The 26,252-nt window shown below is 56.7% G+C and carries 22 protein-coding genes; 5 read left to right on the top strand and 17 right to left on the bottom strand.

Annotated elements, in window-relative coordinates:
- A complete protein-coding gene (locus AAC620_RS04585) occupies nt 1-2,886 on the bottom strand; it encodes a monovalent cation/H+ antiporter subunit A (RefSeq protein ID WP_340242982.1) in 2,886 nt (961 codons plus the stop codon).
- Between the two features lie 428 nt (nt 2,887-3,314).
- On the opposite strand from AAC620_RS04585, the gene AAC620_RS04590 reads away from it, so the two are divergent.
- Entirely contained in the window at nt 3,315-4,211 is an 897-nt protein-coding gene (locus tag AAC620_RS04590) for a hypothetical protein (RefSeq protein WP_340242984.1), read from the top strand.
- A gap of 107 nt (nt 4,212-4,318) precedes the next feature.
- Here the strand turns inward: AAC620_RS04590 and AAC620_RS04595 are convergent, their stop codons facing one another.
- The 10 genes from AAC620_RS04595 to AAC620_RS04640 all read right to left on the bottom strand — a co-directional run bounded on the left by AAC620_RS04595 (nt 4,319) and on the right by AAC620_RS04640 (nt 16,756).
- Entirely contained in the window at nt 4,319-4,546 is a 228-nt protein-coding gene (locus AAC620_RS04595; protein ID WP_340242986.1) for a formate dehydrogenase subunit delta, read from the bottom strand.
- Nucleotides 4,547-4,552: 6 nt separating this feature from the next.
- Nucleotides 4,553-5,362, bottom strand: coding sequence for a formate dehydrogenase accessory sulfurtransferase FdhD (gene fdhD / locus AAC620_RS04600; RefSeq protein WP_340242988.1), 810 nt, complete (start codon nt 5,360-5,362; stop codon nt 4,553-4,555).
- A gap of 2 nt (nt 5,363-5,364) precedes the next feature.
- Nucleotides 5,365-8,262, bottom strand: a complete 2,898-nt coding sequence (fdhF, locus tag AAC620_RS04605; RefSeq protein WP_340242990.1) for a formate dehydrogenase subunit alpha — start codon at nt 8,260-8,262, stop codon at nt 5,365-5,367.
- A 14-nt stretch (nt 8,263-8,276) separates the two neighbouring features.
- Complete coding sequence (locus AAC620_RS04610) at nt 8,277-9,803, bottom strand: formate dehydrogenase beta subunit (RefSeq protein ID WP_340242992.1); 1,527 nt, start codon at nt 9,801-9,803, stop codon at nt 8,277-8,279.
- Nucleotides 9,800-10,276, bottom strand: a complete 477-nt coding sequence (locus AAC620_RS04615) for a formate dehydrogenase subunit gamma (protein WP_445322449.1) — start codon at nt 10,274-10,276, stop codon at nt 9,800-9,802. Before AAC620_RS04615 ends, AAC620_RS04610 begins: the two co-directional genes overlap by 4 nt.
- A gap of 127 nt (nt 10,277-10,403) precedes the next feature.
- Nucleotides 10,404-11,294: a LysR family transcriptional regulator gene (locus tag AAC620_RS04620; protein WP_340242996.1), complete on the bottom strand. Its 891-nt coding sequence runs from the start codon at nt 11,292-11,294 to the stop codon at nt 10,404-10,406.
- 104 nt (nt 11,295-11,398) lie between these two features.
- Entirely contained in the window at nt 11,399-12,619 is a 1,221-nt protein-coding gene (locus AAC620_RS04625; protein ID WP_317655918.1) for an ABC transporter permease, read from the bottom strand.
- Nucleotides 12,620-12,623: 4 nt separating this feature from the next.
- Nucleotides 12,624-14,291, bottom strand: a complete 1,668-nt coding sequence (locus AAC620_RS04630; RefSeq protein WP_340243000.1) for an ABC transporter permease — start codon at nt 14,289-14,291, stop codon at nt 12,624-12,626.
- A gap of 165 nt (nt 14,292-14,456) precedes the next feature.
- Nucleotides 14,457-15,578, bottom strand: a complete 1,122-nt coding sequence (locus AAC620_RS04635) for an extracellular solute-binding protein (protein WP_340243002.1) — start codon at nt 15,576-15,578, stop codon at nt 14,457-14,459.
- An 80-nt stretch (nt 15,579-15,658) separates the two neighbouring features.
- Nucleotides 15,659-16,756 carry an ABC transporter ATP-binding protein gene (locus AAC620_RS04640; RefSeq protein WP_317655923.1) on the bottom strand — a complete coding sequence of 366 codons (1,098 nt, stop codon included), beginning with the start codon at nt 16,754-16,756 and terminating at the stop codon, nt 15,659-15,661.
- Nucleotides 16,757-17,050: 294 nt separating this feature from the next.
- Here AAC620_RS04640 and AAC620_RS04645 point away from each other — a divergent pair, with 294 nt between their 5' ends.
- Nucleotides 17,051-18,847 carry an ABC transporter ATP-binding protein gene (locus AAC620_RS04645; protein WP_340243005.1) on the top strand — a complete coding sequence of 599 codons (1,797 nt, stop codon included), beginning with the start codon at nt 17,051-17,053 and terminating at the stop codon, nt 18,845-18,847.
- On the opposite strand, the gene AAC620_RS04650 is transcribed toward AAC620_RS04645, so the two are convergent.
- The 4 genes from AAC620_RS04650 to AAC620_RS04665 form a co-directional block, all read right to left on the bottom strand.
- The gene (locus tag AAC620_RS04650) at nt 18,844-19,323 is read right to left on the bottom strand and encodes a periplasmic heavy metal sensor (protein ID WP_340243006.1); all 480 of its coding nucleotides are present in this window, start codon (nt 19,321-19,323) and stop codon (nt 18,844-18,846) included. The two genes, AAC620_RS04645 and AAC620_RS04650, sit on opposite strands and share 4 nt — an antisense overlap.
- Nucleotides 19,323-19,688: a dihydroorotate dehydrogenase gene (locus tag AAC620_RS04655; RefSeq protein ID WP_340243008.1), complete on the bottom strand. Its 366-nt coding sequence runs from the start codon at nt 19,686-19,688 to the stop codon at nt 19,323-19,325. The genes AAC620_RS04650 and AAC620_RS04655 overlap by 1 nt, the downstream gene beginning before the upstream one ends.
- On the bottom strand, nt 19,678-20,226 hold the full coding sequence (locus AAC620_RS04660) for a sigma-70 family RNA polymerase sigma factor (RefSeq protein ID WP_340243009.1): 549 nt from the start codon (nt 20,224-20,226) through the stop codon (nt 19,678-19,680). The genes AAC620_RS04655 and AAC620_RS04660 overlap by 11 nt, the downstream gene beginning before the upstream one ends.
- Nucleotides 20,227-20,355: 129 nt before the next feature.
- Nucleotides 20,356-20,859: an EF-hand domain-containing protein gene (locus tag AAC620_RS04665; RefSeq protein WP_340243011.1), complete on the bottom strand. Its 504-nt coding sequence runs from the start codon at nt 20,857-20,859 to the stop codon at nt 20,356-20,358.
- A 190-nt stretch (nt 20,860-21,049) separates the two neighbouring features.
- Between AAC620_RS04665 and AAC620_RS04670 the strand changes: the two genes are divergently transcribed.
- The 3 genes from AAC620_RS04670 (at nt 21,050) to pepN (ending at nt 24,792) form a co-directional block, all read left to right on the top strand.
- Nucleotides 21,050-21,481 (top strand): DUF983 domain-containing protein, encoded by a 432-nt coding sequence (locus AAC620_RS04670; protein ID WP_317655930.1) that lies wholly within the window; start codon nt 21,050-21,052, stop codon nt 21,479-21,481.
- Between the two features lie 97 nt (nt 21,482-21,578).
- Complete coding sequence (locus AAC620_RS04675) at nt 21,579-22,085, top strand: NUDIX hydrolase (RefSeq protein WP_340243013.1); 507 nt, start codon at nt 21,579-21,581, stop codon at nt 22,083-22,085.
- A 79-nt stretch (nt 22,086-22,164) separates the two neighbouring features.
- A complete protein-coding gene (gene pepN, locus AAC620_RS04680; RefSeq protein ID WP_340243015.1) occupies nt 22,165-24,792 on the top strand; it encodes an aminopeptidase N in 2,628 nt (875 codons plus the stop codon).
- Here pepN and AAC620_RS04685 read toward each other — a convergent pair.
- Together AAC620_RS04685 and AAC620_RS04690 are read right to left on the bottom strand one after the other, a co-directional pair.
- Nucleotides 24,780-25,511 carry a heparan-alpha-glucosaminide N-acetyltransferase gene (locus AAC620_RS04685; RefSeq protein WP_340243017.1) on the bottom strand — a complete coding sequence of 244 codons (732 nt, stop codon included), beginning with the start codon at nt 25,509-25,511 and terminating at the stop codon, nt 24,780-24,782. The two genes, pepN and AAC620_RS04685, sit on opposite strands and share 13 nt — an antisense overlap.
- Nucleotides 25,508-26,125, bottom strand: coding sequence for a transglycosylase SLT domain-containing protein (locus AAC620_RS04690; protein WP_340243018.1), 618 nt, complete (start codon nt 26,123-26,125; stop codon nt 25,508-25,510). The genes AAC620_RS04685 and AAC620_RS04690 overlap by 4 nt, the downstream gene beginning before the upstream one ends.
- Nucleotides 26,126-26,252 lie beyond the last annotated feature (127 nt).

A 26,252-nucleotide genomic window follows, 5' to 3' on the forward strand; every position in this document is an offset into this window, starting at 1 on the left:
TCAAACCCCCTTCGCAGTCTGCTCTTGCGCCGTGTCATCGGCGCGGGCGGGATCAAAATCCATTGGTTCGGGATTGGCACGCTCGCCGCTGGTAAAGGCAATACGAGCCAAGGAATAGAGCATCAGCATCACCGCCCCCAGAACCGTTAAGAAGACGCCCAGATCAAAAAGGGCCGCTGTTGCCAATTCGAATTCCTCAATGGGCGGGAAATGGAAATACCCAAAGGCAGAGGTCAGGAACGGCGTGCCCGAAAGCCACGCGCCCATCCCCGTCATGCCTGCAATCACCACGCCCCAACCAATCAAGCTGTGATATTCGAATTTTTGCCGCTCCTGCGCCCACGCAAAGCCTGACGCCATATATTGCGTCAAAAGCGCAATCGACACGATCAGCCCCGCAACAAAGCCACCACCCGGTTGGTTATGGCCGCGCAGGAACATATAGACCCCGACCATCAACACGATAGGCAGCATCACGCGGGTTGCGACAACCATCATCAACGGGTGACGATCACGCGATAAATCCCCACGATCAGGGTTCGCTCTGCGCCGCAACCGCCGCCCCACTGGGCCAGAGAGCAGCGCCTCCATCAATGCATAGATCACCAGACCCGCAATACCCAGAACGATGATCTCGCCATAGGTGTCGTAGCCACGGAAATCGACCAAGATCACGTTCACCACATTGGTGCCGCCGCCGCCGGTTTTGGAATTGGCGAGGTGGTAATGCGAGATTGACGAAAAATCCCGCAAGAGGAACGCCATAGACAAGGCCGCGACCCCAACACCCGCCGCAATCGCAATCGCACCATCGCGCATGCGCAAAGCGGGGCTGCTTTCAGTCGGAGTGTATTTCGGCAAGAAATGTAGCGCGATCAACAACAGCAAGATCGTCACCGTCTCAACCGAGATTTGCGTCAGCGCCAAATCAGGCGCCGAGAGATAGACAAAAGCACCAGAGACACCCAGGCCGATAATACTGATCAAAATCAGCGACAAGAAACGCTTGCGGTGGTTCAAGACAACAAGCGCCGTTGCGATCACCATGGCCACCCACCCCGCTGCGGCTATCGGGGTGATTGGCAAAGCCTCGCGCGTGACAGGGCCGATACCCGCGCCGCTATATGCAATGTAGCCTGCCGCTAAAATGGCAACCACGAAGATTGCCAAATAGCGACTGATCGCGCCATTGTGCAACGTCCCGTTAAGGACCGACATGGCCCGCTGAACCGCGCCATAGAGAGCATCAAAAATCACTTTCGCCTCAGGGCGCGGCACCGCGTTCCAAAGACGCTCAAGCTTGTCATGCAGGGCGAGCAGGATCAAACCACCGACCACCGCGCCGATGGACATAAACAGGGCGGGCGTGAAGCCATGCCAAATCTTGAGGGCGTAATAGGGCAACTCTCCGCCGATGACCGCCTGCCCTGCCGTGGCCACCAAAGGCCCCGCAATCAGGGCAGGGAAGAGGCCGATTAAAACAACGAAAACGACCAAGACGGCAGGCGCGGCCCACATCCCAAATCCTGGATCATGCGGCATATGCGGATAGTCATCCCGCTTTGGCCCAAAAAAGACATGAACGATCAAACGGAACGAATAGGCGACCGAGAATAATGCCCCCAAGGTTGCGAATACTGGCATCACCCAATGCGCCCCCGCCCAAGGGGTATGCACCGCCGCCTCAAGCATCATTTCCTTGGACAAGAACCCGTTGAAAAGCGGGATCCCTGCCATAGACAACGACCCAATCACCGCAATCACCGCGGTGATGGGCATCAGGTGACGCAAACCGCCAAGCCGCTTGATATCGCGGGTATGGGTTTCATGGTCGACAATCCCCACGCTCATGAACAAAGCGGCCTTAAAGGTCAGGTGGTTGAGGATATGAAACACCGCCGCAACAGCGGCAAATTTCGTGCCCATCCCCAAGAGCAAGGTCAAAAGACCCAAATGGCTGACAGTCGAGAAGGCCAACAATGCCTTTAGGTCATCTTTGAACAGCGCGATTTTCGCGGCCATCACCATCGTGATCAAACCTGTCGTGGCCACGATGTAGAACCACTCAGGCGTGCCTGCCAAAACGGGCCACATCCGCGCCATCAGGAAAATGCCCGCCTTCACCATAGTTGCCGAATGCAGATAGGCTGATACAGGTGTGGGCGCAGCCATCGCGTGGGGCAGCCAGAAATGGAAGGGGAACTGCGCGGATTTTGTAAAGGCGCCAAGCAGGATCAAAATCAGCGCAGGCAAATACCAGTCGGAAGCGCGGATCGCATCGCCTGCCTGCAAAATATCCGTCAGGTTATAGCTGCCTGCAATCTGGCCCAAAATGACCAATCCCCCGATCATGGCCAAACCACCCGCACCCGTGACAGCCAAAGCCATACGCGCGCCTTGGCGACCTTCGGGCAGGTGTTTCCAATAGCCAATCAGCAAGAAGGAGGAGAGCGAGGTCAACTCCCAGAAAATTAGCAAAAGCAGGATATTGTCAGACAAAACAATGCCGAGCATCGCGCCTTGGAACAGCAGAAGATAGGTGTAAAACTGCCCCATCGGGTCTTTGTCCGACAGGTAGAACCGCGCATAAAGCGTGATCAACAGGCCCACGCCCAAGATCATGCCCGCAAACATCAGGCCCAAACCATCAAGGAAGAATGCCATCTCCAAACCCATGGCAGGCAGCCAAGGGACGGAATAGGTCAAAACCTCGCCAAGAAATACCGCAGGGGCAAGCGTGCCCAACATAATAAGCGCCAAAGCCGTGGGGATCGCGGTAAATGTGGCGCAAGCATTGCGCCCCGCGCGGATCATCAACCCCGGCACCAAGGCGCCCAAAAACGGTAAAATGGCAATGATAGGCAATATCTGGCCTGCGCTGCTCATGTTACTTCCCTGTTCTAGGCGCATCTTGGGTGATGCGCGATTATGCTGTCTCAATCTGCAAAGGCTTTGCGGGAAAGGTCAATATCTGACACCCAATTAACGGCGCATTTTCTGCGTCCGATAGAGAATGCGCGTGAAAAACGCCAAGATATCGCCCCAACCTGCGCCAACCTGCCATGAGCGCATAATGGGAAGGTCACACTGACCGCTGCCCGTTCCTTTTGCCTTCTTCGGTGGTCTCAACTTTCTGTGAGGTGATCTAGAGCCCGAGATATGGTTCTGCAAGAGGTGGGCGGCTCATTTATGTAGGATTTCGGAAGGATTGGCTGCCACAGGGCTTGAGATATTCTGTTCGATATGGTCTGACTTGCCCTGCTAAACTCGGGGATTACCAAAAGGCCAGTGCATCGACCATGCAACCTACAGCTATGAGCGCAAAACACGCAATTTTGACCTGTTGCGATGAAGCTTCGGGATGGAATGCTGCCTTTTTGATGTCGCAGTTGCGTCAGCGCACAGATACGCGCAGCTGCGTCTATTATGTCTTTACCGACCGCGCCCTCTCGGCCAGCACATCCGCCATGATCAAGCGTTACGCCACCTTGATCCGCTGCGAAGACGTCTTTGATTTGGACGAATTTGCCCCTGATGGCCCCGATGGCGCCCCAAACCCCGCGCGGGAAAGTTTCCTTGTGCTCTTCGCGCTTGAGACGTTGACGCGGATTCACAGCAAGGTGCTGTTTGTCGATAAGTTCAGCTTTGCCTTGGGGGATGGGTTTGATGCGCTGTTCTCTTATCCCTTCAGCGCCCCAGCGGCAGCTGTGCGCCATATCTCATCATGGACATTGGCAGAGAGCGACAAAATCCCTGCCCCGTTCAAAGATCGCATGCCTGCGGGATATGAACGCGCGCTCAGCCCTGCTTTGCTGCTTGTGGATGCCGCACAATTTTCAGAAACGGGCATCGGGCAAGCCGCAATTGCCGATTTACGCAGCGAGGGCGGCACAAGTTTCAGCGCCTTGAACGTGGCCTTCGCGGATCGTTGGCAAGAGCTTGCGCCAAGATGGAATTGGCCGATGACGGAACAAATGGCCATTATTGGTGCGATGCGACCCTTGCAGCTTGTGAATTTCTTGGGCGGGCGGAAACCATGGTCAGACAATATCGGCTTTTTTGATGTGAAATATCTGACCGAAATCACCGCCTTTCTCACCTATGAGGAACGCGAACAAGATTTGCAGATGATCCGCAATAATGGGTTTCAACCGCATAGAGAGCGGCGCCGCCTGCGCTTTCTTGAAGGGTGGTCAAGCAATCTGGTGTAAAGCTATGACCAGATCAAAGACTACATTGACCGCGAAGATTTCATTGATGGCGGCTTTTCACCCGCATCGAAACTTGATCTCACCTCTGACCTCGCAGCAGAGGATGATCAAACGTCCTGAGGCAGACGCAACAACGCCACAGCATCGCGTGCCAGCGGATGCAATCGGTCAGCCTGTGATGGGTCGCTCACCAGATGCACGAAATCAGCGCGCATCTCTGGCCCCCAAAAATCGTTCAGATGGGCCGCAACACGTTCGGCCAAATCATCGCCTTTTTGGCTTTCGAAAAATGTGGCGATCTGGTTCGCCATCGTAATCAGCTTATCCAATGCCATAGTGATCTATCCTTGTTCTATCCGCTCAGGATGCGTGAAAATTTCAAATTGCCCTTTGCGCGCCAATGCCGCCACGCACAGACCCGCCTGATCTGCAACATCTAAGGCCAACGCGGTTGGTGCGGAAACCGCGATCAGCACAGGCGCGCCTGCGATAACGGTTTTTTGCACCATCTCAACCGAGACGCGGCTGGTGATCACAATCGCGCCCGCAGTCGGATCAATATGTGCCGCCCCCATCGCGCCGATTAGCTTATCAAGCGCATTGTGCCGCCCGACATCCTCGCGCGCCAAGACAATGCCCTGTGCGGGCTGAAAAAACCCCGCCGCGTGAACCGCATGGGTTTCATCGTGCAAAGGTTGGTGACCCCGCAAGGCCTCCGCCGCGCCCAAAAGCGGGGTGAGGGGCAAAGGGGCTATATCGTGCGGCAAGGGCGCGATATCCCGCATCGCTTGCGCAAGGCTGTCAATACCACACAGCCCGCATCCCACAGGGCCCATCATCGAGCGGCGCCGAGCTTGCAAGGCCTGCGATTGCGCGGCATCAAGCCAAAGCCGTGCTTCAATGCCTTGACCCGCCTCGTGGCGGACAATCTCAATCTCGCGAATATCGGCATCGCTTGCGATAAAGCCTTCGGTCTTGGCAAAGCCGCGCGCGAAATCTTCAAGATCACGCGGGGTGGCCATCATGACCGCTTGCGTGCCCCCATCAAACACCATGGCCACAGGGCATTCTTCGGCCAAGGCACGGTCTTCGGCCGTCAGGCCGTCACGGGTGGCTTTTACCACCGCGCGCGCCAACGGGGCCGCAGCCATAGCTATTCCGCCGCAGGCAGGATACGCCGCGCCGCCTTGGCCTGCGCCTCATAGCTTTCTTGCCATTCAGTCGGGCCATTTGATTGCGACACCTGCACTGCTGTCACCTTATATTCAGGGCAATTCGTGGCCCAATCCGAGAAATCGGTGGTGATCACATTGGCCTGAGTCTGCGGGTGGTGGAAGGTTGTATAAACCACACCTGGGCTAACGCGATCGGTGATCTTGGCGCGCAGGGATGTCTCGCCTGACCGCGAGGCCAGCTTGACGTAATCCCCCTCCTTGATCCCGCGTGTTTCTGCGTCATGGGGATGGATTTCCAACACATCCTCCTCATGCCAGACGGTGTTTTCCGTGCGCCGTGTCTGCGCGCCCACATTATACTGGCTCAAGATACGCCCTGTGGTCAGCAACAGTGGGAAGCGCGGCCCTGTGCGCTCATCAGTGGCAACATATTCAGTCAGAATAAAGCGCCCCTTGCCGCGCACAAACCCATCAACATGCATCAGTGGCGTGCCCTCTGGGTTTGCGTCATTGCACGGCCATTGCACACTGCCTTTTTCCTCAAGCACCGCGTAATCAACGCCAGCAAAGCTTGGGGTGGTGGCGGCGATTTCCTCCATGATTTGAGACGGGTGGGTATAGTTCCACCCTGCCCCCATGGCATTGGCCAAGGCTTGCGTTACTTCCCAATCAGCCATCCCTGCCTTTGGCGCCATAACTTCGCGCACGCGGTTGATGCGGCGCTCAGCATTGGTGAAGGTGCCATCTTTCTCAAGGAAGGTTGAGCCAGGCAAGAAAACATGGGCGTAATTCGCAGTTTCGTTCAAGAAAAGATCATGCACGATCACGCAGTCCATCGCGGCCAAACCTGCCGCCACATGTTTGGTATCTGGGTCAGACTGAAGGATATCTTCGCCTTGGCAGTAAAGCCCTTTAAATTTACCCGCCACTGCCGCATCCAACATATTGGGAATGCGCAGGCCCGGCTCTGGGTCAATCTCAACGCCCCAAGCTTGCTCAAAAATAGCGCGCACATCAGCGTTTTTGACATGGCGATAGCCCGGCAATTCATGCGGGAAAGACCCCATATCACACGAGCCTTGCACGTTATTTTGCCCACGAAGCGGGTTCACACCCACACCTTCGCGGCCCACATTGCCCGTAAGCATCGCCAAATTGGCGATCCCCATCACTGTGGTCGAGCCTTGGGAATGCTCCGTGACACCCAAGCCGTAATAAATCGCCCCATTACCGCCCGTTGCATATAAGCGCGCTGCGGCGCGCAGTTCCGCAGCAGGCACACCCGTCAAGGCCTCAACCGCCTCAGGGCTATGGCGCGGGTCAGAAATGAATTCTGCGTAATCCTCGAACTCATCCCAATCGCAGCGCTCGCGGATATAGGCCTCGTTCGCAAGACCTTCGGTGACAATCACATGGGCCATGGCCGTAACAACCGCCACATTGGTGCCTGGTTTCAACGGCAGGTGATGCGCGGCCTTGATATGGGCGGATTTCACCAGATCAATGCGGCGTGGGTCGATCACGATCAGCTTTGCCCCTTGGCGCAGGCGCTTTTTCAGACGGCTTGCGAAAACGGGGTGGCCATCGGTTGGGTTGGCCCCAATCACGACAACCACATCTGCGTGCGCGACCGAGTCAAAATCTTGCGTCCCTGCCGATGTGCCAAAGGTCTGGCCCAAGCCATAACCCGTTGGCGAATGGCAGACCCGCGCACAAGTGTCGGTGTTGTTATTGCCAAACACCGCACGCGCCAGTTTTTGCACAAGGAAGGTTTCCTCGTTCGTGCAACGGCTTGAGGTGATCACGCCGATGGATTTCTGGCCATACTTCGCCTGAATGCCCCGCAGTTTTTGCGCGGCGAAGCCAAGCGCCTCCTCCCATGACACTTCGCGCCATGGCTCGGAGATGTCATCGCGGATCATCGGGTTCAAAATACGGTCTTTATGGGTGGCATAGCCATAGGCAAAGCGCCCCTTCACACAGGAATGCCCGCGATTGGCCTTGCCGTGTTTATAGGGCACCATCCGCACCAATTGATCGCCATTCAATTCTGCTTTGAACGAACAGCCCACACCACAATAGGCGCATGTGGTCACGACCGAGCGTTGCGGCGTGCCCAATTCGATGACAGATTTTTCCTGCAAGGTTGCCGTTGGACAGGCCTGCACGCAAGCGCCGCATGACACGCAATCCGAACTGAGGAAATCATCCAACGGGCCGCCTGCGGATACGCGGCTGTCAAACCCACGTCCTTCGATGGTCAGCGCAAACGTGCCTTGCACCTCCTCGCAGGCCCGAACACAGCGGTTGCAGACGATACATTTGGAGGGGTCATAGGTGAAATAGGGATTGCTTTCATCCTTGGGTAAATATTCGGGGTTGAGATCCCCATTGGTGTCACGCGCGGTGAAATGGTTGGCGATACTCGCCCCTTCGGTCGCGCTATAGCGCACATCGCGCAATCCAACCGCGCCCGCCATGTCCTGCAATTCGCAATCGCCATTGGCGGCACATGTCAAACAATCAAGCGGGTGATCGCTGATATACAATTCCATCACCCCGCGGCGCAGTTTGTGCAGCTTGGCGTTCTGAGTATGAACCACCATACCTTCGGCCACGGGTGTCGTGCAGGAAGCGGGCGTGCCGCGCCGCCCCTCAATTTCGACAACGCATAAACGGCAAGAGCCAAAGGCCTCAAGGCTGTCTGTGGCGCAGAGCTTGGGGATCGACAACCCCGCCTCGGCTGCGGCGCGCATAACGCTTGTGCCCTCTGGCACAGTAACCGCAACACCATCAATCGTCAGACTGACAGGCGCGCCCGTCTTAGCGGGCGTTCCCATGTCGCGGTCATCCCAAGGAATGATAAAATCTTTCATGGATCAAAACCCTCCTATTCAGCGGCCTGATTGGCGGGGGTGGCCCCAAATTCATCTGGAAAATTCTGAAGGGCCGACATGACAGGGTAAGGCGTGAACCCGCCAAGCGCGCAGAGCGAGCCGTCTTTCATCGTCTCGCACAGATCGGTCAACAAGGGGATTGCGGTCGCATCCCCCGCGGCAATGCGGTCGATGGTTTCCACCCCGCGTCTTGCCCCAATGCGGCAGGGCGTGCATTTCCCGCAAGATTCCACCGCGCAGAATTCCATCGCAAACCGCGCCATCTGAACCATGTCTGCGCTGTCGTCAAAGACGACCACGCCCGCATGCCCGATCAGCCCACCTTGCCCATCAAATTCCTCATAGGCAAAAGGCGTGTCAAATTTGGACGGGGGCATATAGGCACCCAAGGGGCCGCCCACCTGAACCGCTTTGACGGGCCGCCCCGTAGCGGTGCCGCCTGCAATCTCGTTGACCAATTCGCCCAAAGGCATCCCAAAGGCGGTTTCAAACAACCCGCCGCGCGCAACATTGCCTGCAATCTGGATTGGCATCGTCCCTTTAGACCGACCAAGGCCGAAACTGGCATAATGCGCCGCACCTTTTTCGAAAATCACGGGGATCGTTGCCAAGGACAGGACGTTATTCACAACTGTTGGCCGCCCGAGAAAACCCTCTAAGGCGGGCAACGGCGGCTTGGCGCGCACAACACCGCGCTTGCCCTCAAGGCTGTTCAAAAGCGATGTCTCTTCGCCGCAAACATAGGCCCCTGCCCCCACACGGATCTCAAGATCAAAGGCTTTGCCTGATCCCAAGACATCGTCACCCAAAACGCCTTCGGCACGGGCGATGGTGACCGCCTGTTCCATCACTTCAATCGCATCGGGATATTCGGAACGGATATATACAAACCCGCGCGTGGCCCCTGTGGCCAGCCCCGCAATCGCCATGCCTTCAATCAAGCAGAAAGGATCCCCTTCCATGATCATCCGATCCGCGAAAGTGCCGCTATCCCCCTCGTCTGCGTTGCAAACGATGTATTTCTGAGGGCCTGCCGCCTCTGAGACAGTTTTCCACTTGATCCCAGTCGGGAAGCCTGCGCCACCACGCCCGCGCAATCCAGAGGCGATCACCTCTGCGACAATGTCAGCGGCACTCGTGGCGGAGGCACGAGACAGTCCCACAAGGCCGCCGTGATCGCGGTAATCCGACAAGCTGAGCGGATCAATCAAACCGCAGCGCGCAAAAGTCAGACGGTTTTGCTTGGCAAAAAACGGAATATCTTCGACAGGGCCGAGCGTCTCGATCTTGCCTGCCAGAAGATCCTCGACTTGATCCGCAGCAATCGGGCCGTAAGCCAAACGGGTGCCATTTTCTTCGATCTCTATCAGAGGTTCTAGCCAGATCATCCCGCGACTTCCGTTGCGGATGATCTGCGCCTCTTCCCCACGCGCCATAAGCGCATCGGCCAAAGTGGCCGCAACCTCATCAGACCCAAGCGCCTTGGCGGCGGCATCGCGGGGGATGTAAATCTTTTTCATAGGGCCGCCTCCGACAAGGTTTTACTGATTTTTTCTTCGGTGGCGCGACCGATCAATTTGCCATCCAGCATAGCCGCAGGCGCACAGGCGCATAGGCCCAGACAATAGACAGGCTCAACCACCAATTTCCCATCGGCGCGCGCCTGGCCCCAATCCAGTCCAAGCATCGCGAGAATACGATCAGACAGCGCCTTGCCGCCAACAGCCTGACAGGCCTCAGCGCGGCAGATTTTCAAGCTGTGCCGCGCGGACGGCGCTGTGCGGAAATCATGATAAAAGCTGATCACCCCGTGCAGTTCCGCGCCTGTGATATTGAGCGCATCGCAAATGATCGGGCGGGCCGCTTCAGGAATATACCCGAATTCTTCTTGCAAGGCATGCAGCATGGGCAGCAGCGGCCCCTCCATCCCCATGTGGCGCATCACAATCGCCGTGATGTCTTGATCATTCGCATCAGCATGGTCGCGGGGCATGGCCGTCATCCTTTGGTCGTGAGGATCGCGCGCATCCACGCTTGAGCGCGCGCGCGATACCCGACCAATGCCCGAGGTATAATTCTGATTCAATATCAGTATTTCGTCAAACGATAGACAAAATCTATCAACCAACCTCGCCCGCCATCTCGCGTGCAACGCGTAAAAGGCTTCGGAAAACGGGGGTATAAGGCTCTTGATGGGGGGCAATCAAACCCACCTCAGGGCGCAGCGCCCCATCTTCCAACGGGATCACCCGCAGATCATGGCCAATGGCAAGGAACTGCGCCATGGATTGCGGCAAAACTGTCAGCGCACCTGCCTCAATCACATGGCTCACCAGAACAATGGTCGAATTGCTTTCGACAACCGATTTTGGCTCAAGACCATGCGCCGCGAAATTGCGGTTTAAGATCCGCCGATTTTGCATATCAGGGGTCAGGAGGCTCAGGCTCATCCCCTCGAGCGCGGCCCATGCCACTTGGGTCTGTGCCGCAAAAGGGTGATCTGATCGGCACAGAACCGCGTAATTTTCACGATAGAGCCCCGTGCTCACCATGCGTCCCAAAGGCTCATTGTCCAAATAGGTCACACCCGCATCTGCATCGAGATTTTCCAACAGCTTGAGGATTTCGGCGGACGAACGGGACAGAATAGAAAAACTGACATTGGGATGCACGCGCGAAAAGCGGCTGACCAGACGCGCGGCTTCGGTCAATGCAGTCGGGATCACCGCAAGGCGCAAATGGCCCGATAACCCCTCGCGGCTATAACGCATTTCTTCACGCAACTGGCGGCTATCGCCCACGATACGCCGCGCCCACTCCAATGCGCGTTGCCCCTCAGGGGTCAGACCGCCAAAGCGTGACCCGCGCTGCACCAGCTTCACCCCAAGCTGGTCTTCCAGTTGCTTGATCCCTGAGGACAGGCTTGGCTGAGTAACCCCCAACAATTCAGCCGCACGGCCAAAGTGCTGGGTTTTGGCCAAAGCAAGTAGCATTTCCAGTTTTTGGATCATAGGCAAGTCCTATCAATTTCCACAAATTCTATCGCAATATCAGATCAAAAAAAAGGCCGCATCGGCATATCCAATGCGGCCTTGATGATGTGATCTTGCGCCAATCAGCTTGGGCTGAGGCCCCTCAGGCGCTCTGATCTGCGGCGCAGAAGTTCGACTGTGGTCAAAAGCAGGATAGAGATGGTCACAAGGATCGTGGCCGCCGCCAAAATCGTTGGCGAAATTTGTTCGCGGAGGCCCGTGAACATCTGCCAAGGCAGGGTCTGCTGCTGCGCTGAACCAACAAACAGCACCACGACAACCTCGTCAAACGAGGTGATAAAGGCGAACAGACCGCCTGAGATAACACCCGGCAAAATCAGCGGCATCTGCACACGGAAGAAGGTGGTCACAGGGTTGGCGCCCATATTCGCCGCCGCCCGCGTCAGCGACCGATCAAAACCAACAAGCGTGGCGGTCACTGTGATGATCACAAAGGGCACGCCCAACACGGCATGCGCCAAGATCACTTTCACATATCCCACGAAGGACTTGTTCAGACCCAAGGTCAGTTCCAACCAATTACCAAGAGGGGCGTAGAAAAAGAACATCCCTGTCGCGGAGATGATCAAAGGCACGATCATAGGCGAGATCAAAACCGCCATGATGGTTTGACGCCCAGGCACATGCGATTGCGACAAACCGATGGCCGCCAATGTGCCAAGACTAACTGAGATAACAGTCGCAATTGGCGCAATGATCAGCGAGTTTTTCAGCGGCTGCATCCACTCATCCGTGGTTAGGAAATCGCGGTAATGCTTCAGCGAATACCCCTCGGGATCAAAGGCCAGCATCTCGGGCGTGAAGGTAAAGAAATCCTGCGCGTTAAACGACAGCCACATCACGGGGAAAAGCGGGGCAATCAGAAAGAAGAAGATCAGCCCACAGATAAACAGGAAACTGTTATGCCAAAGGGTCTGCCCGCCTGTGTAATAAATCGGCACGCCTTTGCGATAATCGCCCGTGTCGATCCAGAAGACGAACCATGACAGCACCGCGCCTACAAGGCCTGCTGCGATCCCGCCGCCCAAATTGGTGGCGAAAAGACCCGCGGCAAAGAAGATCGCAATCACACCAAGGCGCGCCATCATCCGCTTTTCAGCCATAGGGTGCAGCAAGGCCGCCAATACGGCCCCAATGACAGCGCCCGCAACAATCCCCATGAGCGGATTTCCAAAGGATGTGCCTGCGATATAGCCAAAGGCCGCTGACACAGCCGCAGTCAGGGGTGCCGTGAACCCCCAAAGGGAGGGGCGCTTGAGCGTAAGTTTCAGCGATTGAGCCATAATCTCAGCCCCCCAATTTCACGTTATCAATGCCGACAATGCGGTCATAAAGCCAATACAGCGCCAAGACCAAGGCCAGAAGGATCGACCCCAAAGCCGCCGCCAAGCCCCAGTTGAGCGAGGATGAAATATGGTAGGCAATGCGGTTCGAGATAAAGACACCATCTGTGCCGCCCACGATTTCGGGCGTGATGTAATAGCCAATCGCCAAGATGAACACGAGAATCGACCCCGCCCCAATGCCTGGAACAGATTGTGGGAAATAGACCCGCCAGAACGCTGTCCAATTGGTCGCGCCAAGACTTTTGGCGGCGCGAAGGTAGGACGGCGGAATGGTTTTCATCACCGAATAAAGCGGCAAAATCATAAAGGGCAGCAAAATATGCGTCATCGCAATGATCGTGCCTGTCGAGTTATTCATCAAAATCAGGCGGTTTGCATCATCGACAAATCCAAGCCAGACAAGGATTTCATTGATCACGCCTTGCTGTTGCAGCAGCACTTTCCACGCACTGGTGCGCACCAAGAGCGATGTCCAGAACGGCAGAAGAACAAGGATCATCAATACATTGGCGCTGCGCACGGGCAGGTTGGCCAAAAGCCACGCCACAGGATACCCCAAAAGGATACAGGAGCCCGTGATGATCAAGGACATGATCATCGTACGAATGAACAGTTTGATATAAAGCTGCTGGCTTTCAGGGCGGGCATTCACACCCTCAAGCCCCTTTTCCATATCAATCGCGTTGAGGAAATAGCCAGTGGTGTAATCAGGGCTGTAAATCTTGATCGTTTGCCAGTTTTCCGTATCGCCCCACCCATCATTTTCTTCGATGAATGCGGCGCGGAAATCAATTTGCGGCAGGCTTGGCAGGGCTGCAATCGCATTGGCCAATGGGCCTGCGCCCGCCCCTGTGTATGAGGCCAGGGCGGACGCTGTATCAGCGCGCGCCAGATCAAGGGCCAAGGCCGCATATACCGCCTCCCATGGGTCTTCTTCGGAAACCACATCCTCATCCGCGATGGCGGTATAGATGGCCCAGTCACTATAGGCGGCGGCGGTTTGGGGCAGAAGTGCTGCCATCTCACCCGATAGGGTAAACCCAATATCGCCTGCAAACCCCTCGCCCACCATATTCGCCCAAAGGGCGCGTCGGGCTTCGATCACATCTTCGCCGCCTGTGCCAGACAGCATCTCATACCATGTGATCCCATCCTTGAAGGCAGGATCTGCATCTTCAAGCCAATCTTGAAAAACCTCGCCAATATCATCAACGCCCCGCCCTGTGGTGCGGAACATCGAAGAAAGGCCCGTGCGTTCATAATTTAGGCGCGAGCCAAGTTTGGTATGTTCCTTGGCCTCGGCAGCGCGAAAAATGTCGAAAAATAAGGCTTGGAACACGGTCTCATCTGGCAAGGTGCCGTCTTGGCCATCCCAAGCGTCAAGCGCTTCAACCGTTTCGGGAAGCGTGCCAGATACAATTTGGTTTTCTACCGATCGAAACAACATCGATCCGATCGGGACAACAAATGTCAAAACAACAAAGGCCAAAAGGGGCGCAATCAACATCAGCGCACGCAGCTTTTGACGTCTGAGGGCACGGGCGAGGCTCGTCTTGAGGGGGGTTCCATCCGCCGCCAGCATCGGGCCTGAATTGGTGGTGTCGCTCATCCTGTCCCCGTCAGTCGTTTCTATCTTCAATCGTCATGAATTTGGTCGGGCCGCGCCGCGGTTTCACGCGCGTTAGATCTGCCGAGACCCTTGCCCTCATGGGGCTACCCGATGGTTGAGAGGGGGCCGCGTTTGATCGCGGCCCCGCCCCAAATTCAGCTCAGATTACTGAGCCAGCCATGCTTGGAATTTCGCGTCAATATCATCGCGATAATCCGCCCAGAACTCGTAGTTATAGAGGAACGTGTTCTGTGCATTGTTTGGATCGGTTGGCATATGGGGTGCCATTTCGATGCCAAGCTCTGCATGGTTGCCAACCAGTGGCGCAGAGGACAGACGTGCAGGGCCATAGGAAATGTAGGCGGCCTGATCTGCCAGACGCTGCGTGTCGGTTGCGAAATAGACGAAGTCCATCACGCGCGCCAGACGATCTTCTGGCAGACCTGCTGGGATGATCCAACCATCAAGGTCGAATACCTGTGCGTCCCACATCATGCCGATTGGCTGGTTCTGCTCAACGATGGCCGAGAATAGACGGCCATTATAGGTCGAACCGATAAAGACTTCGCCATCCGCCAAAAGCTGTGGCGTATCGGCGCCAGCGTTCCACCAAATCACGCTGTCGCGGATGGTGTCGAGCTTGGCCAAAGCCTGCTCTTGGCCTTCATCAGTGGCCAGAACGTCATAGACGTCTTCCTTTGCAACGCCGTCACAAAGCAAGGCCCATTCCATGTTGTTGATTGGGCGGCTCTCAAGCGAACGCATGCCAGGATATGTTTCGAGATCGAACACATCACAAATGTCATTTGGAGGCTCTACACCATCAGGCACCATGTCGGTGCGATAGCCGAAGGTGGTGGAGTAAACGATCTGTGGGATGAAGCAATCGCCAACCAAAAGGTCACCGAAATCTTCGCTTGCGGGAGTGCCATCGGGCGCAGGTGCAAGCATCTCATCAGGATCGATTTCCATGGCGAGACCTTCGTCACACAGACGCAACGCGTCCGATGCCACAACGTCAACCAAATCCCATGTCAGGTTGCCCGCTTCGTTCATCGCGCGCAGTTTTGCCACCGCTTCGTTCGAGCTTTCGTCCCAAACGATCTGAACATCAGGGTTATTCGCGGTGTATGGATCCGTATAAGCGTTGGTTTGGCTGGCCTGATAGGCACCGCCCCAGCTTACGAAGGTAAATGTGCCAGTGGCCATGTGGCCGCCCGCATAGGCCAAACCTGCTGCGGCGACGCCGAGTGCAGAAGTTGCCAGAAGTGTTTTTGACAGTTTCATGTCAGTCTCCCGTGTTGTTACCTGGTATGGTCTTATGCATGGCCACCCTCCAGGCGAAGGTGGCAGCTTAGGCCATGCGCTTAAGCATCAAGCGCGCGGCAATCGTCAGGCAACCATCCTATTTCAATCTGGGTGCCAGGTGTGAGTCGTTTTTGATCGGGGGCGTTGCGGGTCTTAATGATGAAGTCATCCGACCCGGCCACGCGCAGGCGCGTGCGGAAAATATCGCCCATGTAAATAAATTCGAGAACCTCGCCTTTCAGCGTATGCGCGTCAGGCGAAAGGCGGCGCTTGTCCATTTCCACCCGCTCGGGACGGATTGAAACAGTTGTGCGATCCCCCACGGCCGAGACGTTTACAGGACGCGCGTCAATTTCGTCACCGCTGTCCAGCTTCACAACGCAGCGATCGCCTGAGATTTTCGTCACCACACCCGAAAGCGTGTTATTTTCGCCAATAAACTGCGCCACAAAGCTGTTTTGCGGCTGTTCATAGAGAACATCAGGCGGATCAAGCTGTTGGATACGGCCATCATCAAACACCGCGACACGATCTGACATGGTCAGGGCTTCGGTCTGGTCATGGGTCACATAAACTGTGGTGATGCCCAACTGATGCGCCAGATTGGTGATTTCAAATTGCATATGTTCGCGCAATTGCTTGTCGAGCGCCCCCAAAGGTTCGTCCATCAAAACAAGCTCAGGCTCGAACACCAAGGCCCGCGCCAAGGCGATACGCTGTTGCTGCCCACCCGAAAGCTGCGCGGGACGGCGACCGCCAAAATCCCCCATCTGCACCATATCAAGCGCGCGTTTGATCTTTCCTTCGCGCTCCGATTTGCCCATGCCGCGCACTTCCAAGGGGAAGGCAAGGTTTTCTGCAACCGACATATGCGGGAACAAAGCGTAATTCTGGAACACCATCCCAATGCCGCGCTTATGGGGCGGAATGTTGTTGATCGGACGACCCTGCAACAGGATCTCGCCATGGGTGGCTGTCTCGAAACCTGCAAGCATCATCAAGCAGGTCGTTTTGCCCGACCCCGAAGGCCCAAGCATCGTTAGAAATTCGCCCTGACCGATCTGAAGGTTAAGATCTTTTACGACCAGCGTTTCGCCATCGTAACTTTTCTGGACATGCTCAAAAGCGACAAACGCGTCTTTTGCTGTGTCGAACAAAGTGTCGAACTCCCGTTGTGGTTGCGGTGTAGCCCCGCATTCAATTGCCCTAAGCTAAACAGCCTGAGCCTTAGATGACAACCAATTAACAGAAATTAGTGCAAAACCGTCCTGAAAACGCCGCTTTGCACCTCAGAAAAGACATCGACCCGAAAACAATGGCGGATTCAGGAAATATGACCCCATACATTGCGGGTGCTTGTTTGCAGGGGCGGCATAGCCTAATCAGGGCGGATGATGATTTGCTAAGCATTCTTTAGCAGAATGCGAAATTTTTCGCAGATTTGGAGACGCATGTCAGACCCAAGCCCCGCATCAGATTCGCAGGCCACGGCCCCAAATGGGGTTGATCTGCGCTCGTCTCGACTTGTGATCCGCCTGTGGCGCGAGCATGTCCTCAGATATTGGCCCGCCCTGACATTCGCACTGATCTTGATGAGCCTTGAAGGCGCCGCACTTGGTGCATTTGCATGGATGGTGCGCCCTCTTTTCGATGAACTTTTTGCCGCACAAACCTTGGATGGGCTTTGGAAAGTGGTCACGGTCATCGGCTTTTTGTTCCTGTTCCGCGCCGTTGCGGGCTTTGTGCAGCGCGTCATTATGTCGGCGCTTGGCCTGAAAGTGACAACCGCATTGCAAACACGCCTGGTCGAGCATCTTTTGACGCTTGATGGTGCCGTCTTTACCCGCCACCCCCCAGGTGAATTGATCGAACGCGTGCGCGGGGACAGCCAGACGCTGCAATCTGCGGCGACAAGTGTCCTTCTCTCCTTTGGGCGTGATTTAGTTTCGCTTGTGGCTTTGTCCTTTGTGATGTTCTCAAATGATTGGCAATGGTCACTGGTGGCCTTGGTTGGGCTGCCTTTGATGATCGTGCCCATGACCCTGCTGCTCAAGCAAATCCGCCGCACCGCATTTGCCGCGCGCGAGGCTGCCGCGACCCTGACCACGCGGCTGGACGAGATGTTTCACGGCATTCAATCCATCAAGGTCAACCGCCTTGAGGCGCATGAGCGCGGGCGGTTTGAGCGCAGCGTCAAGCAATACCTCAAGCAACAGATCCGCTCGAGTGCAGGCCAATCCGCGAACCCCTCGTTGATCGACCTCATGTCGGGCATTGGGTTTGTTTCAGTCACATTATTTGGGGCCACCGCCATTGTGACGGGTGATAAATCGGTGGGGGATTTCATGTCCTTTATCACCGCGCTTTCGCTGATGTTCGACCCGCTCAAACGTCTGTCAAATATTGCAGGCAGCCTTCAGGCCGCCGCAGCCTCGCTAGAGCGGATCTATTCCATGCTTGATCTGCGCCCCACCGTTCTTAGCCCTGCCCACCCTGCCCCGCTGAGTTCTGGCGATATCTGCTTTGAGAATGTCGAATTCTCCTATGGCGACATGCCCGTTCTGCATGATCTGACCTTCACCGCCAAAGAGGGGCAGACAACCGCGATTGTGGGGCCATCAGGCGCGGGCAAGACCACGCTGTTTGCCTTGCTGACCCGCTTGATTGATCCAGTGGCAGGCAGGGTGCGCATCGGCAGTGTTGCGACCACCGAGGCTGATCTGGCCGCCTTGCGTGACATGATCGCGGTTGTGGGCCAAGACACGGCGCTGTTCGATGAAAGCATCGAAGATAATATCCGCATGGGGCGGCTTAATGCTGACAGCGCCGATGTGGCCAAAGCCGCAGAAAACGCCGCCGTGATGGAATTTGCCAAATCCCTGCCCGCAGGGTTGGAAACGGCTGTTGGCCCGCGCGGCTCGTCCCTGTCGGGCGGCCAACGTCAGCGCGTGGCCATCGCCCGCGCGATGCTGAAAGATGCGCCGATTTTGCTGTTGGATGAACCCACATCGGCCCTCGACACGCAATCTGAAAAATTGGTGCAAACTGCCCTATCGCGCCTATCGCAAGGGCGCACGACCCTTGTAATTGCGCATCGGCTGTCCACCATTCGCGATGCCGATAAGATTGTGGTCATGGATAAAGGCCATGTTGTCGAAGAAGGCACCCATGACAGCCTGATGCAAAGGGGCGGCATTTACGCGCGTCTTGTTGAATTGCAATCCGCAGGGATGAGTGCCGATCTCTAACGCCTGCGCCCTTCGGCCAATTCATCGGCCAAGGCCGCACGGCGTTCAGGCGGCATATCCGCGATCAAATCAACCAAAGCACGATGCCCGCTTTCCTGCATGGCGCCAAGATATCCGCGCTGCTCAGACAGGGCCTGCATCAACGCATCAGGCACAAAGGGGGTTGCGCGCAACGCAGCCTCAACCTGCAGATTGGCCGCCGCGATCCCACGGCGCGCGGCGCCCATCCCTTCGCGCCCCCCCATGCGCCCAATCAACACCCGCATTTCATCGCGGTTCAATTCCCCCGCCAATGGCCCCAAACTGCGCAAGGCGTTGATCCGCTCACGCGGGCCTTCGCCGTCTGGGCCGCGATGCAAGACCACCGCCCCTAGAACCGCGCCCGCAATCGCCAAATTAATCGCCAGAGAGACACCAAGAACGATCTTCATGCCCCGCGGCGCTTGGGGTTTCGGGGTTGTCATCATCTCATCCATCACTCACCTCCCAAATCGGCCAAAGCCCAAGGATCCCCAAAATCAGAAACCGATGTGCTGGCCCATCCGCTGGCCTCTTGCAAACTTAAGGTCATATCGGGGTTCAAGGTCGAAAGACCCACCCCAAACAGCAGCCCCGCGATTCCCGCCATCGCCGCACCTGAGACAACCGACCAGCCCCCAAATAGGCGGTCAATCAGATCAGACAGGCGCGAGAGCGTATGCTCACGGACGTGGTGGGTTTGTCTTTGCACGTTCTGTGCATCCGCCAAGACCCGCGCCATGAGCGCATCACTTGGCGCATCCGCCGCGCGCGCTTCGGCGAAAAGATCATCCAGATCTTGGTCTGCCTGTTCATTGCGCATAGCCCAATGCCTCCTTTTCCTTGGCCAAATGGGCGCTCAATGCCCTTTTGCCGCGTGCGGTCAAACTTTCGACCGCCTCAATCGTAATATTCAGAATTTGGGCAATCTCACCATTTGATAACCCTTCGATGTGACGCAATACCACCGCCTGCCTTTGACGCTCGGGCAAAGTGGCAAGCGCCGCATCCAGGGCATCAAGTCGCGCCCTTTGCATCATTTGCGCGGGCACTGAGGCCGCATGATCCTCGATTTGTTCAACCGTATCCGTATCAAGGGTGGGCGCGGCGCGGCGGTTCTGCTTGCGTAAGCGATCAATACATAGGTTCGCTGTCACCTGATGCGCCCAAGTGCTCAGTTTTGCGCGGCCTGCGTCCCAGTCAGGGGCAATGCGCCAGATGCGCATCATCACCTCTTGCGCGACATCTTCGGCCTCGGCCTGATCCCCCAAAACACGGCGCGCATGCGACAGAATGCGGGGCAGATGCCGCGCGGCCAAATCCCGCGCCGCAGCCGCATCGCCCTTGGCGAAGCGGGCCATCAGATGATCATCTTCTGATGCTGCCTTTGGTGGTCTTTGCACGCTGCCCTCGCCGCCGCAATCTGCTGCAACTATTGCATTCAAGCACGCGACTGCCAAGGGAGAGGGGCAGCCGCGTCTGATTGCGCCTTAGCCGCGATGGCCACGCCCTTCGCGGCCACCTTCGCCGCGCTCATGGCCGCCGGGCATTTGGGACATGGCCGAGAATTCCTCAAGGCTGATGCTGCCATCCCCATTGCTGTCCATGCGCGACAACATCCGATCAAAATTTGGCTCACCGCGCCCCTCATGTTGGTCGCGGCCACCCATCATTTCAGATTGCGACAAAAGCCCATCGCCATCCAAATCAAGATCGCCAATCATACGATCCACGCGATCCGCCATGCGGGCCTGCAGGGAGGCGCCCAATTCTTGGGCGTCCAACATGCCATCCCCATTGGTGTCTTGGGCCGCAAATCGCGCCTCTGGCATACGCTCCAATTCCTCAGCCGTGACCTGACCATTGCGATCCGCATCTAGGGCGGCAAATATCGCATCTGCATCAGCCTGCGCCATTGGGGCGGCGGTTGCCATTTGCGCAGCAAGACCTAAAGGCAGGGCCAAGCCCAAAGTGAAAAGTTTGAATGTGCTCATCTCAATAACTCCTGATCTTGTGGCAAATGGCCCATCCATCTGCCGATCTATTCCTTTCACGCGCTCGCCCGCAGTTTCCGTCACATTTTTTTGCGGCTCTCTTTTGCCCCGCGTCAAAACGGCCCGCCCCTTTGCCAATGATTGCGCTTTGCGCTAGGGCTAGGGTCGAGACAAGAAAAGGATGCGCGCCATGGCAAACCCCAGCACCGAAGCGGCTGAAATCGATCCAATCACTGCCTTGGCGGATGGTGTTTTCGATCATGTCCCGCAGGAACGCCCAACATGGCCCGCGATTGCCAAAGCCATGCGCGGCCGCTGCCCGTGCTGTGGTGAGGGCGCACTGTTTAGCGGCTATCTGAACCTTGTAAAAACCTGTGGCAGCTGTGGCGAAGATCTGAGCCACGCCCGCGCGGATGATGGGCCTGCCTATTTGACGATCCTCGTCACAGCGAAAATCTTGGGCACCTTAATGCTCTGGGTTTATACGGCCTATCAACCAAGCCCATGGGTTATGGCAGGCGGGTTTTCGCTTGGGGCCTTTGTGGTGGCACTGTTCCTCTTACCCCGCTTTAAGGGGCTGATTGTGGGCATCCAATGGGCCAAGCGGATGCATGGTTTCTGATCCTCCCATTCGGGATGCCGCAAGCATCATCTTATTGCGCGACAGCACAAAAGGCGCCCAGGTCTTAATGGGCCAACGCGGGGCATCTGCCGCGTTCATGCCGCAAAAATTTGTATTCCCCGGCGGGGCGGTGGATGCGGTGGATCACGATACCCCGCTTGCCCACGCAATCCCTGATGCGCTTGCAGCGCGCCTCGGCCATGACAGCACCTGTTCACCCAAGGCCTTGATCAACGCAGCCTTTCGCGAATTGCACGAAGAAACAGGGCTCAGCCTTGGCCCACACGACCCGCGACAGGTTGATTTCTTTTTTCGTGCCGTCACCCCCACAGGCCGCCCACGCCGCTTTGACGCGCGCTTTTTTTTGGCGCGTGCTGACGATCTGAGGGGCGTTGCGCAGGATTTCACCAAAGGCGATGGCGAGTTGTCTCATCTGACATGGCTGGATCTGGCAGAGGCGCAAAGCTTGGACATCCCCTTTATCACCCATGTGATCCTCGCGGAATTATCCCAAGCGGTGGCGCGGCACGGCTATGGATTTCGGCCTGAGGCGGTGGCATTCTTTGACAATCGCACAGATATATCGCGGTTTTACTGGCTCTAACCCACCTATCTGGTTGCAGCCTGTCACCGCCGCGCATAGCCTAAGGCCAACCCTTCCCCGATATAATGAGGCCCGCCCCGTGTCCGCCCTGCCCCTTGATGCAACATCCGCCACTGCCACGCCCCGCACCATTTGGCTCAGTGACTACACCCCGCCCGAGTATTTGATTGACCACGTGCATCTCACCTTTCGCCTTACCCCAAAGGCCACGCGGGTCATTTCACGGATCACCTTTCGCCCCAACCCCGAGGCGCAAGGTTTGGGCGAAGGGGCGCTTGTGCTTGATGGCGAGGATCTGCGTCTGATCTGGGCAAAGATAGATGGAACAGCGTTAAGTGAGGCCGATTATCGCCTCAACGAAACAGCCCTGACTGTGCCTGCCGCACGCCTGCCAGAGGGTGGCTTTGTTTGGGAGGCCGAAGTCGAAATCGCACCACAGGATAACACAGCCCTTGAGGGGCTTTATATGTCCAAAGGCATGTATTGCACCCAATGCGAGGCGGAAGGGTTTCGCAAAATAACCTATTACCCCGACCGCCCCGATGTCATGGCGCCCTTTGATGTGCGCATTGAGGGGGATGCACCGATCCTGCTGTCCAATGGCAATCGGGGCGAGACAGGCGCAGGCTATGCAGAATGGCATGACCCTTGGCCCAAACCTGCTTATCTCTTTGCTTTGGTGGCGGGCGATTTGCGCGCCTATAGCGATCAGTTCACCACGGCCTCGGGACGCGAGGTTGATCTCAATATCTATGTCCGCCCCGGTGATGAGGGGTATTGCGCCTATGCGATGGACGCGCTCAAGCGGTCAATGATCTGGGATGAACAGGTTTATGGCCGCGAATATGACCTCGATCTGTTTAACATCGTGGCGGTCGATGATTTCAACATGGGCGCGATGGAGAATAAGGGGCTGAACATCTTCAACTCCAAATATGTGCTGGCCAGCCCTGAAACCGCGACGGATCAAGATTATGCCTTTATCGAGCGGATCATCGCCCATGAATATTTCCACAATTGGACAGGCAATCGCATCACCTGCCGCGATTGGTTTCAACTCTGCCTCAAAGAGGGCTTAACCGTCTTTCGCGATCAACAGTTCAGCGCAGATGCCCGATCTGCGCCTGTGCAGCGAATTGGCGATGTGCTGAATCTGCGCGCGCGCCAATTCCGCGAGGATGCAGGCCCATTGGCGCATCCCGTGCGCCCTGCAAGTTTTATCGAGATCAACAATTTCTACACGGCCACCGTTTACGAAAAAGGGGCGGAGCTGATCCGAATGCTGCGGCTTTTGGTAGGCGAAGGGGCCTATCGCGCGGCGCTTGATCTCTATTTCGACCGCCATGATGGGCAGGCCTGCACCATCGAGGATTGGTTGCAGGTGTTCGAAGACACCACGTTGCGCGATCTGTCGCAATTCAAACGGTGGTATGAACAGGCAGGCACGCCGCGTTTGACAGTCACCTCCACCTATCAAGATGGGCGCTTGGTGCTGAAATTGGCACAGCGCACCGACCCTACCCCCAACCAACCGCTGAAAGAGCCCTTGTTGTTTCCTGTGGCGCTTGGCCTATTGGGTCGGGACGGGCGCGAATTGCGGCCCACGCAGATTGTCGAAATGGCGGATCCTGAGATGGAATTGTTGTTTGACGATCTGCCTGAGGCCCCTGTGCTGTCGGTCTTGCGCGAATTCTCGGCCCCTGTGATTTTAGAAATCGAGCAAGATTTTGCTGCGCGCGCGACCCTCTTTGCGCATGACACAGACCCGTTCAACCGATGGGAAGCGGGCCGCAGTCTATCGCGTGAGGTTCTGTGCGCAATGATCACCAATGGCACAGCCCCGAACCCTGACTATATCTCAGCCCTCGCTGCGGTGATGCAGGATGACACGCTCGACCCCGAGTTTCGGGCGCTATGCGCAAGCCTGCCAAGCGAAGATGCGCTGACCAATGATTTGGCCGAAGCAGGCGTGGTGCCTGATCCAAGCATGATCTATGAAAAGCGCCGCGCTTTGGAACAGTCCATCGCAGCTGCACTTGCGCCGATTTACACGCGGCTGTTTGAAACACTGACCGATAAAGACGGCTATAGCCCTGATGCGGCCTCCGCGGGCCGGCGCAGTTTGCGCAACGTGGCCCTGCGTGCCTTGACCCGTGTGCATGGCCCAGAGCTCGCGCAGACGCAATTCGAGACGGCCACCAATATGACTGATCAATTGGCCGCTTTCGGTGCGCTGTTGGATCACGGGGGTGATGTTGCGCAGCAGGCAAGCATGGCCTTCTACAACCAATGGCATGAAAACCGCATCGTGATGGATAAATGGTTCATGCTGCAAATCGCCCATGCCGCCCCTGATGAGGCCGCGCAAGTTGCACATCGCCTGACCGAGCACGCAGATTTTGATTGGAAAAACCCCAATCGCTTCCGCGCGGTGATTGCAGGTCTGACCTCGGCCAACCCTGCGGGCTTTCATGCGCCCTCAGGCGCGGGCTATCAGTTCCTCGCGGATTGGCTAATCCGCATGGATGGCAAAAACCCGCAAACTGCGGCGCGGATGTCCACCGCCTTTGAGACTTGGGCGCGCTATGATGTTGATCGTCAGGCCCTGATCCAAGAGGCGCTAAAGCGTATTTCTGACACCCCGAACCTCAGCCGCGATATGAGCGAGATGGTGGCAAGAATGCGTGCGGGTTATCAAGGCGCATAATCCAGCAGCCAAACATATCCACCGACCAATGCCAGCAGCACGGGTTGGTGGATCAGATAAAACGCAAGGGAATTGCGCCCCAAAAGGGCCAAACCCGCCCCAAGCACACCATCGCATATCTGTTGGGGCATGATCGGCCGGCCCAGATCACGGGCAAATTGCGCCCAAGCCATGCCCAAAAGATAGGGGCCGATCCATGGCAAGATTGGCAAATAATCCACTGTCACAGGCCGCGCCGCCTGTGCGCCTGTGATCCAAAATATCGGGCACTCAAGCGAAGGCAGGCGCAGCCAAACCCCTGCAGCAAGGGCCAAGACACCAAGCACTGCCAAGCCCCAAGCAGGCACCCGTCCCAAAAGGACAATCCCCACTAGGCTTGCAGCCGCCATCATGTGCAAGATGCCCCAAAAGACAAATTGCGCCCCAAAGGCAAAATAGGTCGCAAGGCTGACCGCCGCCGCAGCAGCGACCAAAATGCCCCACCGCCGCCAAAAGGCGGGCCACCGCCGCCCCACCCCATGGGCCAAGACCATGCTGAGGCCCGACAGGAACAGAAAGCTGCCCGCAATCGCGATAGCATAGCCGCGCATATAGGGGGACAGGGCTGTGCCCGAAGGCACAAGCCCGAATAAATCGAGATCAAAGATGAAATGATAGCTTGCCATGGCCACAAGCGCGACACCGCGCGCCTGATCCAAACCCGACAAGCGCGCCGTCATGACTGGCAGTAATCCTGCTCCGACACCCAACCGCGAATATCATTGCGCAAGGCTTCGCGTTGCAACGGCCCCCAATCGGCCGCAACCCCGCCTTGATCTGCGGCAATGACCCCATCGCGCACGACAGTTGATGACCAAATGCGCAAAGCGCAGCGCAAATTCGCCTCGCCCTCGCGCAAAGCCTCGCTTGTGCCAGCAGCACAGCCATAGCCGCGCGCCGTTGCGGGCGAGATTTGCAAAAGACCATGCCACTTACCATTTGACGAAATCGCATCTTCGCGGAAGGTGCTTTCACGATAGGCCAAACTGGACAAAAGCCCGTTCCAGAACGCAGCACGCTGTTCTGGGTTCGCCTCATCATAGGCGGGACACCATGCCTCAATATCCGCAGGGGTTGTCTCAACCAAAACGGCCGCGTCCTCCTCCAACATCGAGAGGCTTGCCTTTGTCCAATCTTGGGCCTGTGGGGTTTCATCCCAACGTGCGGCGGGCAAATCAGCCTGCGCGCCGACACATCCCATCAGAACCGCCGCGCCCAAAAAGGTTGCAGCACATTTGCCGAATTTCCGCGCATGATGCGCCAGATCGCGTTCATTCCTTTTGAATGAAAACATGCAATTCCCTCAGGTGGCCAATAGATGCCCGCCCTTTGCCCTTATTTTGCCTCAAAATGCAAGTCCTGCCCTTGCCGCGCCCTACGCGCTGGCCTAGTAAACGGCGGGAAACCGCCTGTTGGAGAGA

It is taken from the genome of Roseobacter sp. HKCCA2468 (assembly GCF_037805105.1).
In the GTDB taxonomy this organism is placed as follows: domain Bacteria; phylum Pseudomonadota; class Alphaproteobacteria; order Rhodobacterales; family Rhodobacteraceae; genus M30B80.

Coding starts and splice junctions, on each gene's coding strand:
- AAC620_RS04610 (WP_340242992.1), bottom strand. CDS start 9,803: ATGAAAAAGATTTACATCCCCCGCGATGCCGCCGCCAAGGCGCTTGGG.
- AAC620_RS04615 (WP_445322449.1), bottom strand. CDS start 10,276: ATGCCCCGCGACCATGCTGATGCGAATGATCAAGACATCACGGCGATT.
- AAC620_RS04675 (WP_340243013.1), top strand. CDS start 21,579: ATGCCGCAAAAATTTGTATTCCCCGGCGGGGCGGTGGATGCGGTGGAT.
- AAC620_RS04590 (WP_340242984.1), top strand. CDS start 3,315: ATGAGCGCAAAACACGCAATTTTGACCTGTTGCGATGAAGCTTCGGGA.
- AAC620_RS04645 (WP_340243005.1), top strand. CDS start 17,051: ATGTCAGACCCAAGCCCCGCATCAGATTCGCAGGCCACGGCCCCAAAT.
- AAC620_RS04620 (WP_340242996.1), bottom strand. CDS start 11,294: ATGATCCAAAAACTGGAAATGCTACTTGCTTTGGCCAAAACCCAGCAC.
- fdhF (WP_340242990.1), bottom strand. CDS start 8,262: ATGAAAGATTTTATCATTCCTTGGGATGACCGCGACATGGGAACGCCC.
- AAC620_RS04630 (WP_340243000.1), bottom strand. CDS start 14,291: ATGAGCGACACCACCAATTCAGGCCCGATGCTGGCGGCGGATGGAACC.
- AAC620_RS04685 (WP_340243017.1), bottom strand. CDS start 25,511: ATGACGGCGCGCTTGTCGGGTTTGGATCAGGCGCGCGGTGTCGCGCTT.
- fdhD (WP_340242988.1), bottom strand. CDS start 5,362: ATGGCTGCGGCCCCGTTGGCGCGCGCGGTGGTAAAAGCCACCCGTGAC.
- AAC620_RS04625 (WP_317655918.1), bottom strand. CDS start 12,619: ATGGCTCAATCGCTGAAACTTACGCTCAAGCGCCCCTCCCTTTGGGGG.
- AAC620_RS04660 (WP_340243009.1), bottom strand. CDS start 20,226: ATGGCCCGCTTCGCCAAGGGCGATGCGGCTGCGGCGCGGGATTTGGCC.
- AAC620_RS04650 (WP_340243006.1), bottom strand. CDS start 19,323: ATGGATGAGATGATGACAACCCCGAAACCCCAAGCGCCGCGGGGCATG.
- AAC620_RS04595 (WP_340242986.1), bottom strand. CDS start 4,546: ATGGCATTGGATAAGCTGATTACGATGGCGAACCAGATCGCCACATTT.
- AAC620_RS04635 (WP_340243002.1), bottom strand. CDS start 15,578: ATGAAACTGTCAAAAACACTTCTGGCAACTTCTGCACTCGGCGTCGCC.
- AAC620_RS04665 (WP_340243011.1), bottom strand. CDS start 20,859: ATGAGCACATTCAAACTTTTCACTTTGGGCTTGGCCCTGCCTTTAGGT.
- AAC620_RS04690 (WP_340243018.1), bottom strand. CDS start 26,125: ATGTTTTCATTCAAAAGGAATGAACGCGATCTGGCGCATCATGCGCGG.
- AAC620_RS04670 (WP_317655930.1), top strand. CDS start 21,050: ATGGCAAACCCCAGCACCGAAGCGGCTGAAATCGATCCAATCACTGCC.
- AAC620_RS04585 (WP_340242982.1), bottom strand. CDS start 2,886: ATGAGCAGCGCAGGCCAGATATTGCCTATCATTGCCATTTTACCGTTT.
- AAC620_RS04655 (WP_340243008.1), bottom strand. CDS start 19,688: ATGCGCAATGAACAGGCAGACCAAGATCTGGATGATCTTTTCGCCGAA.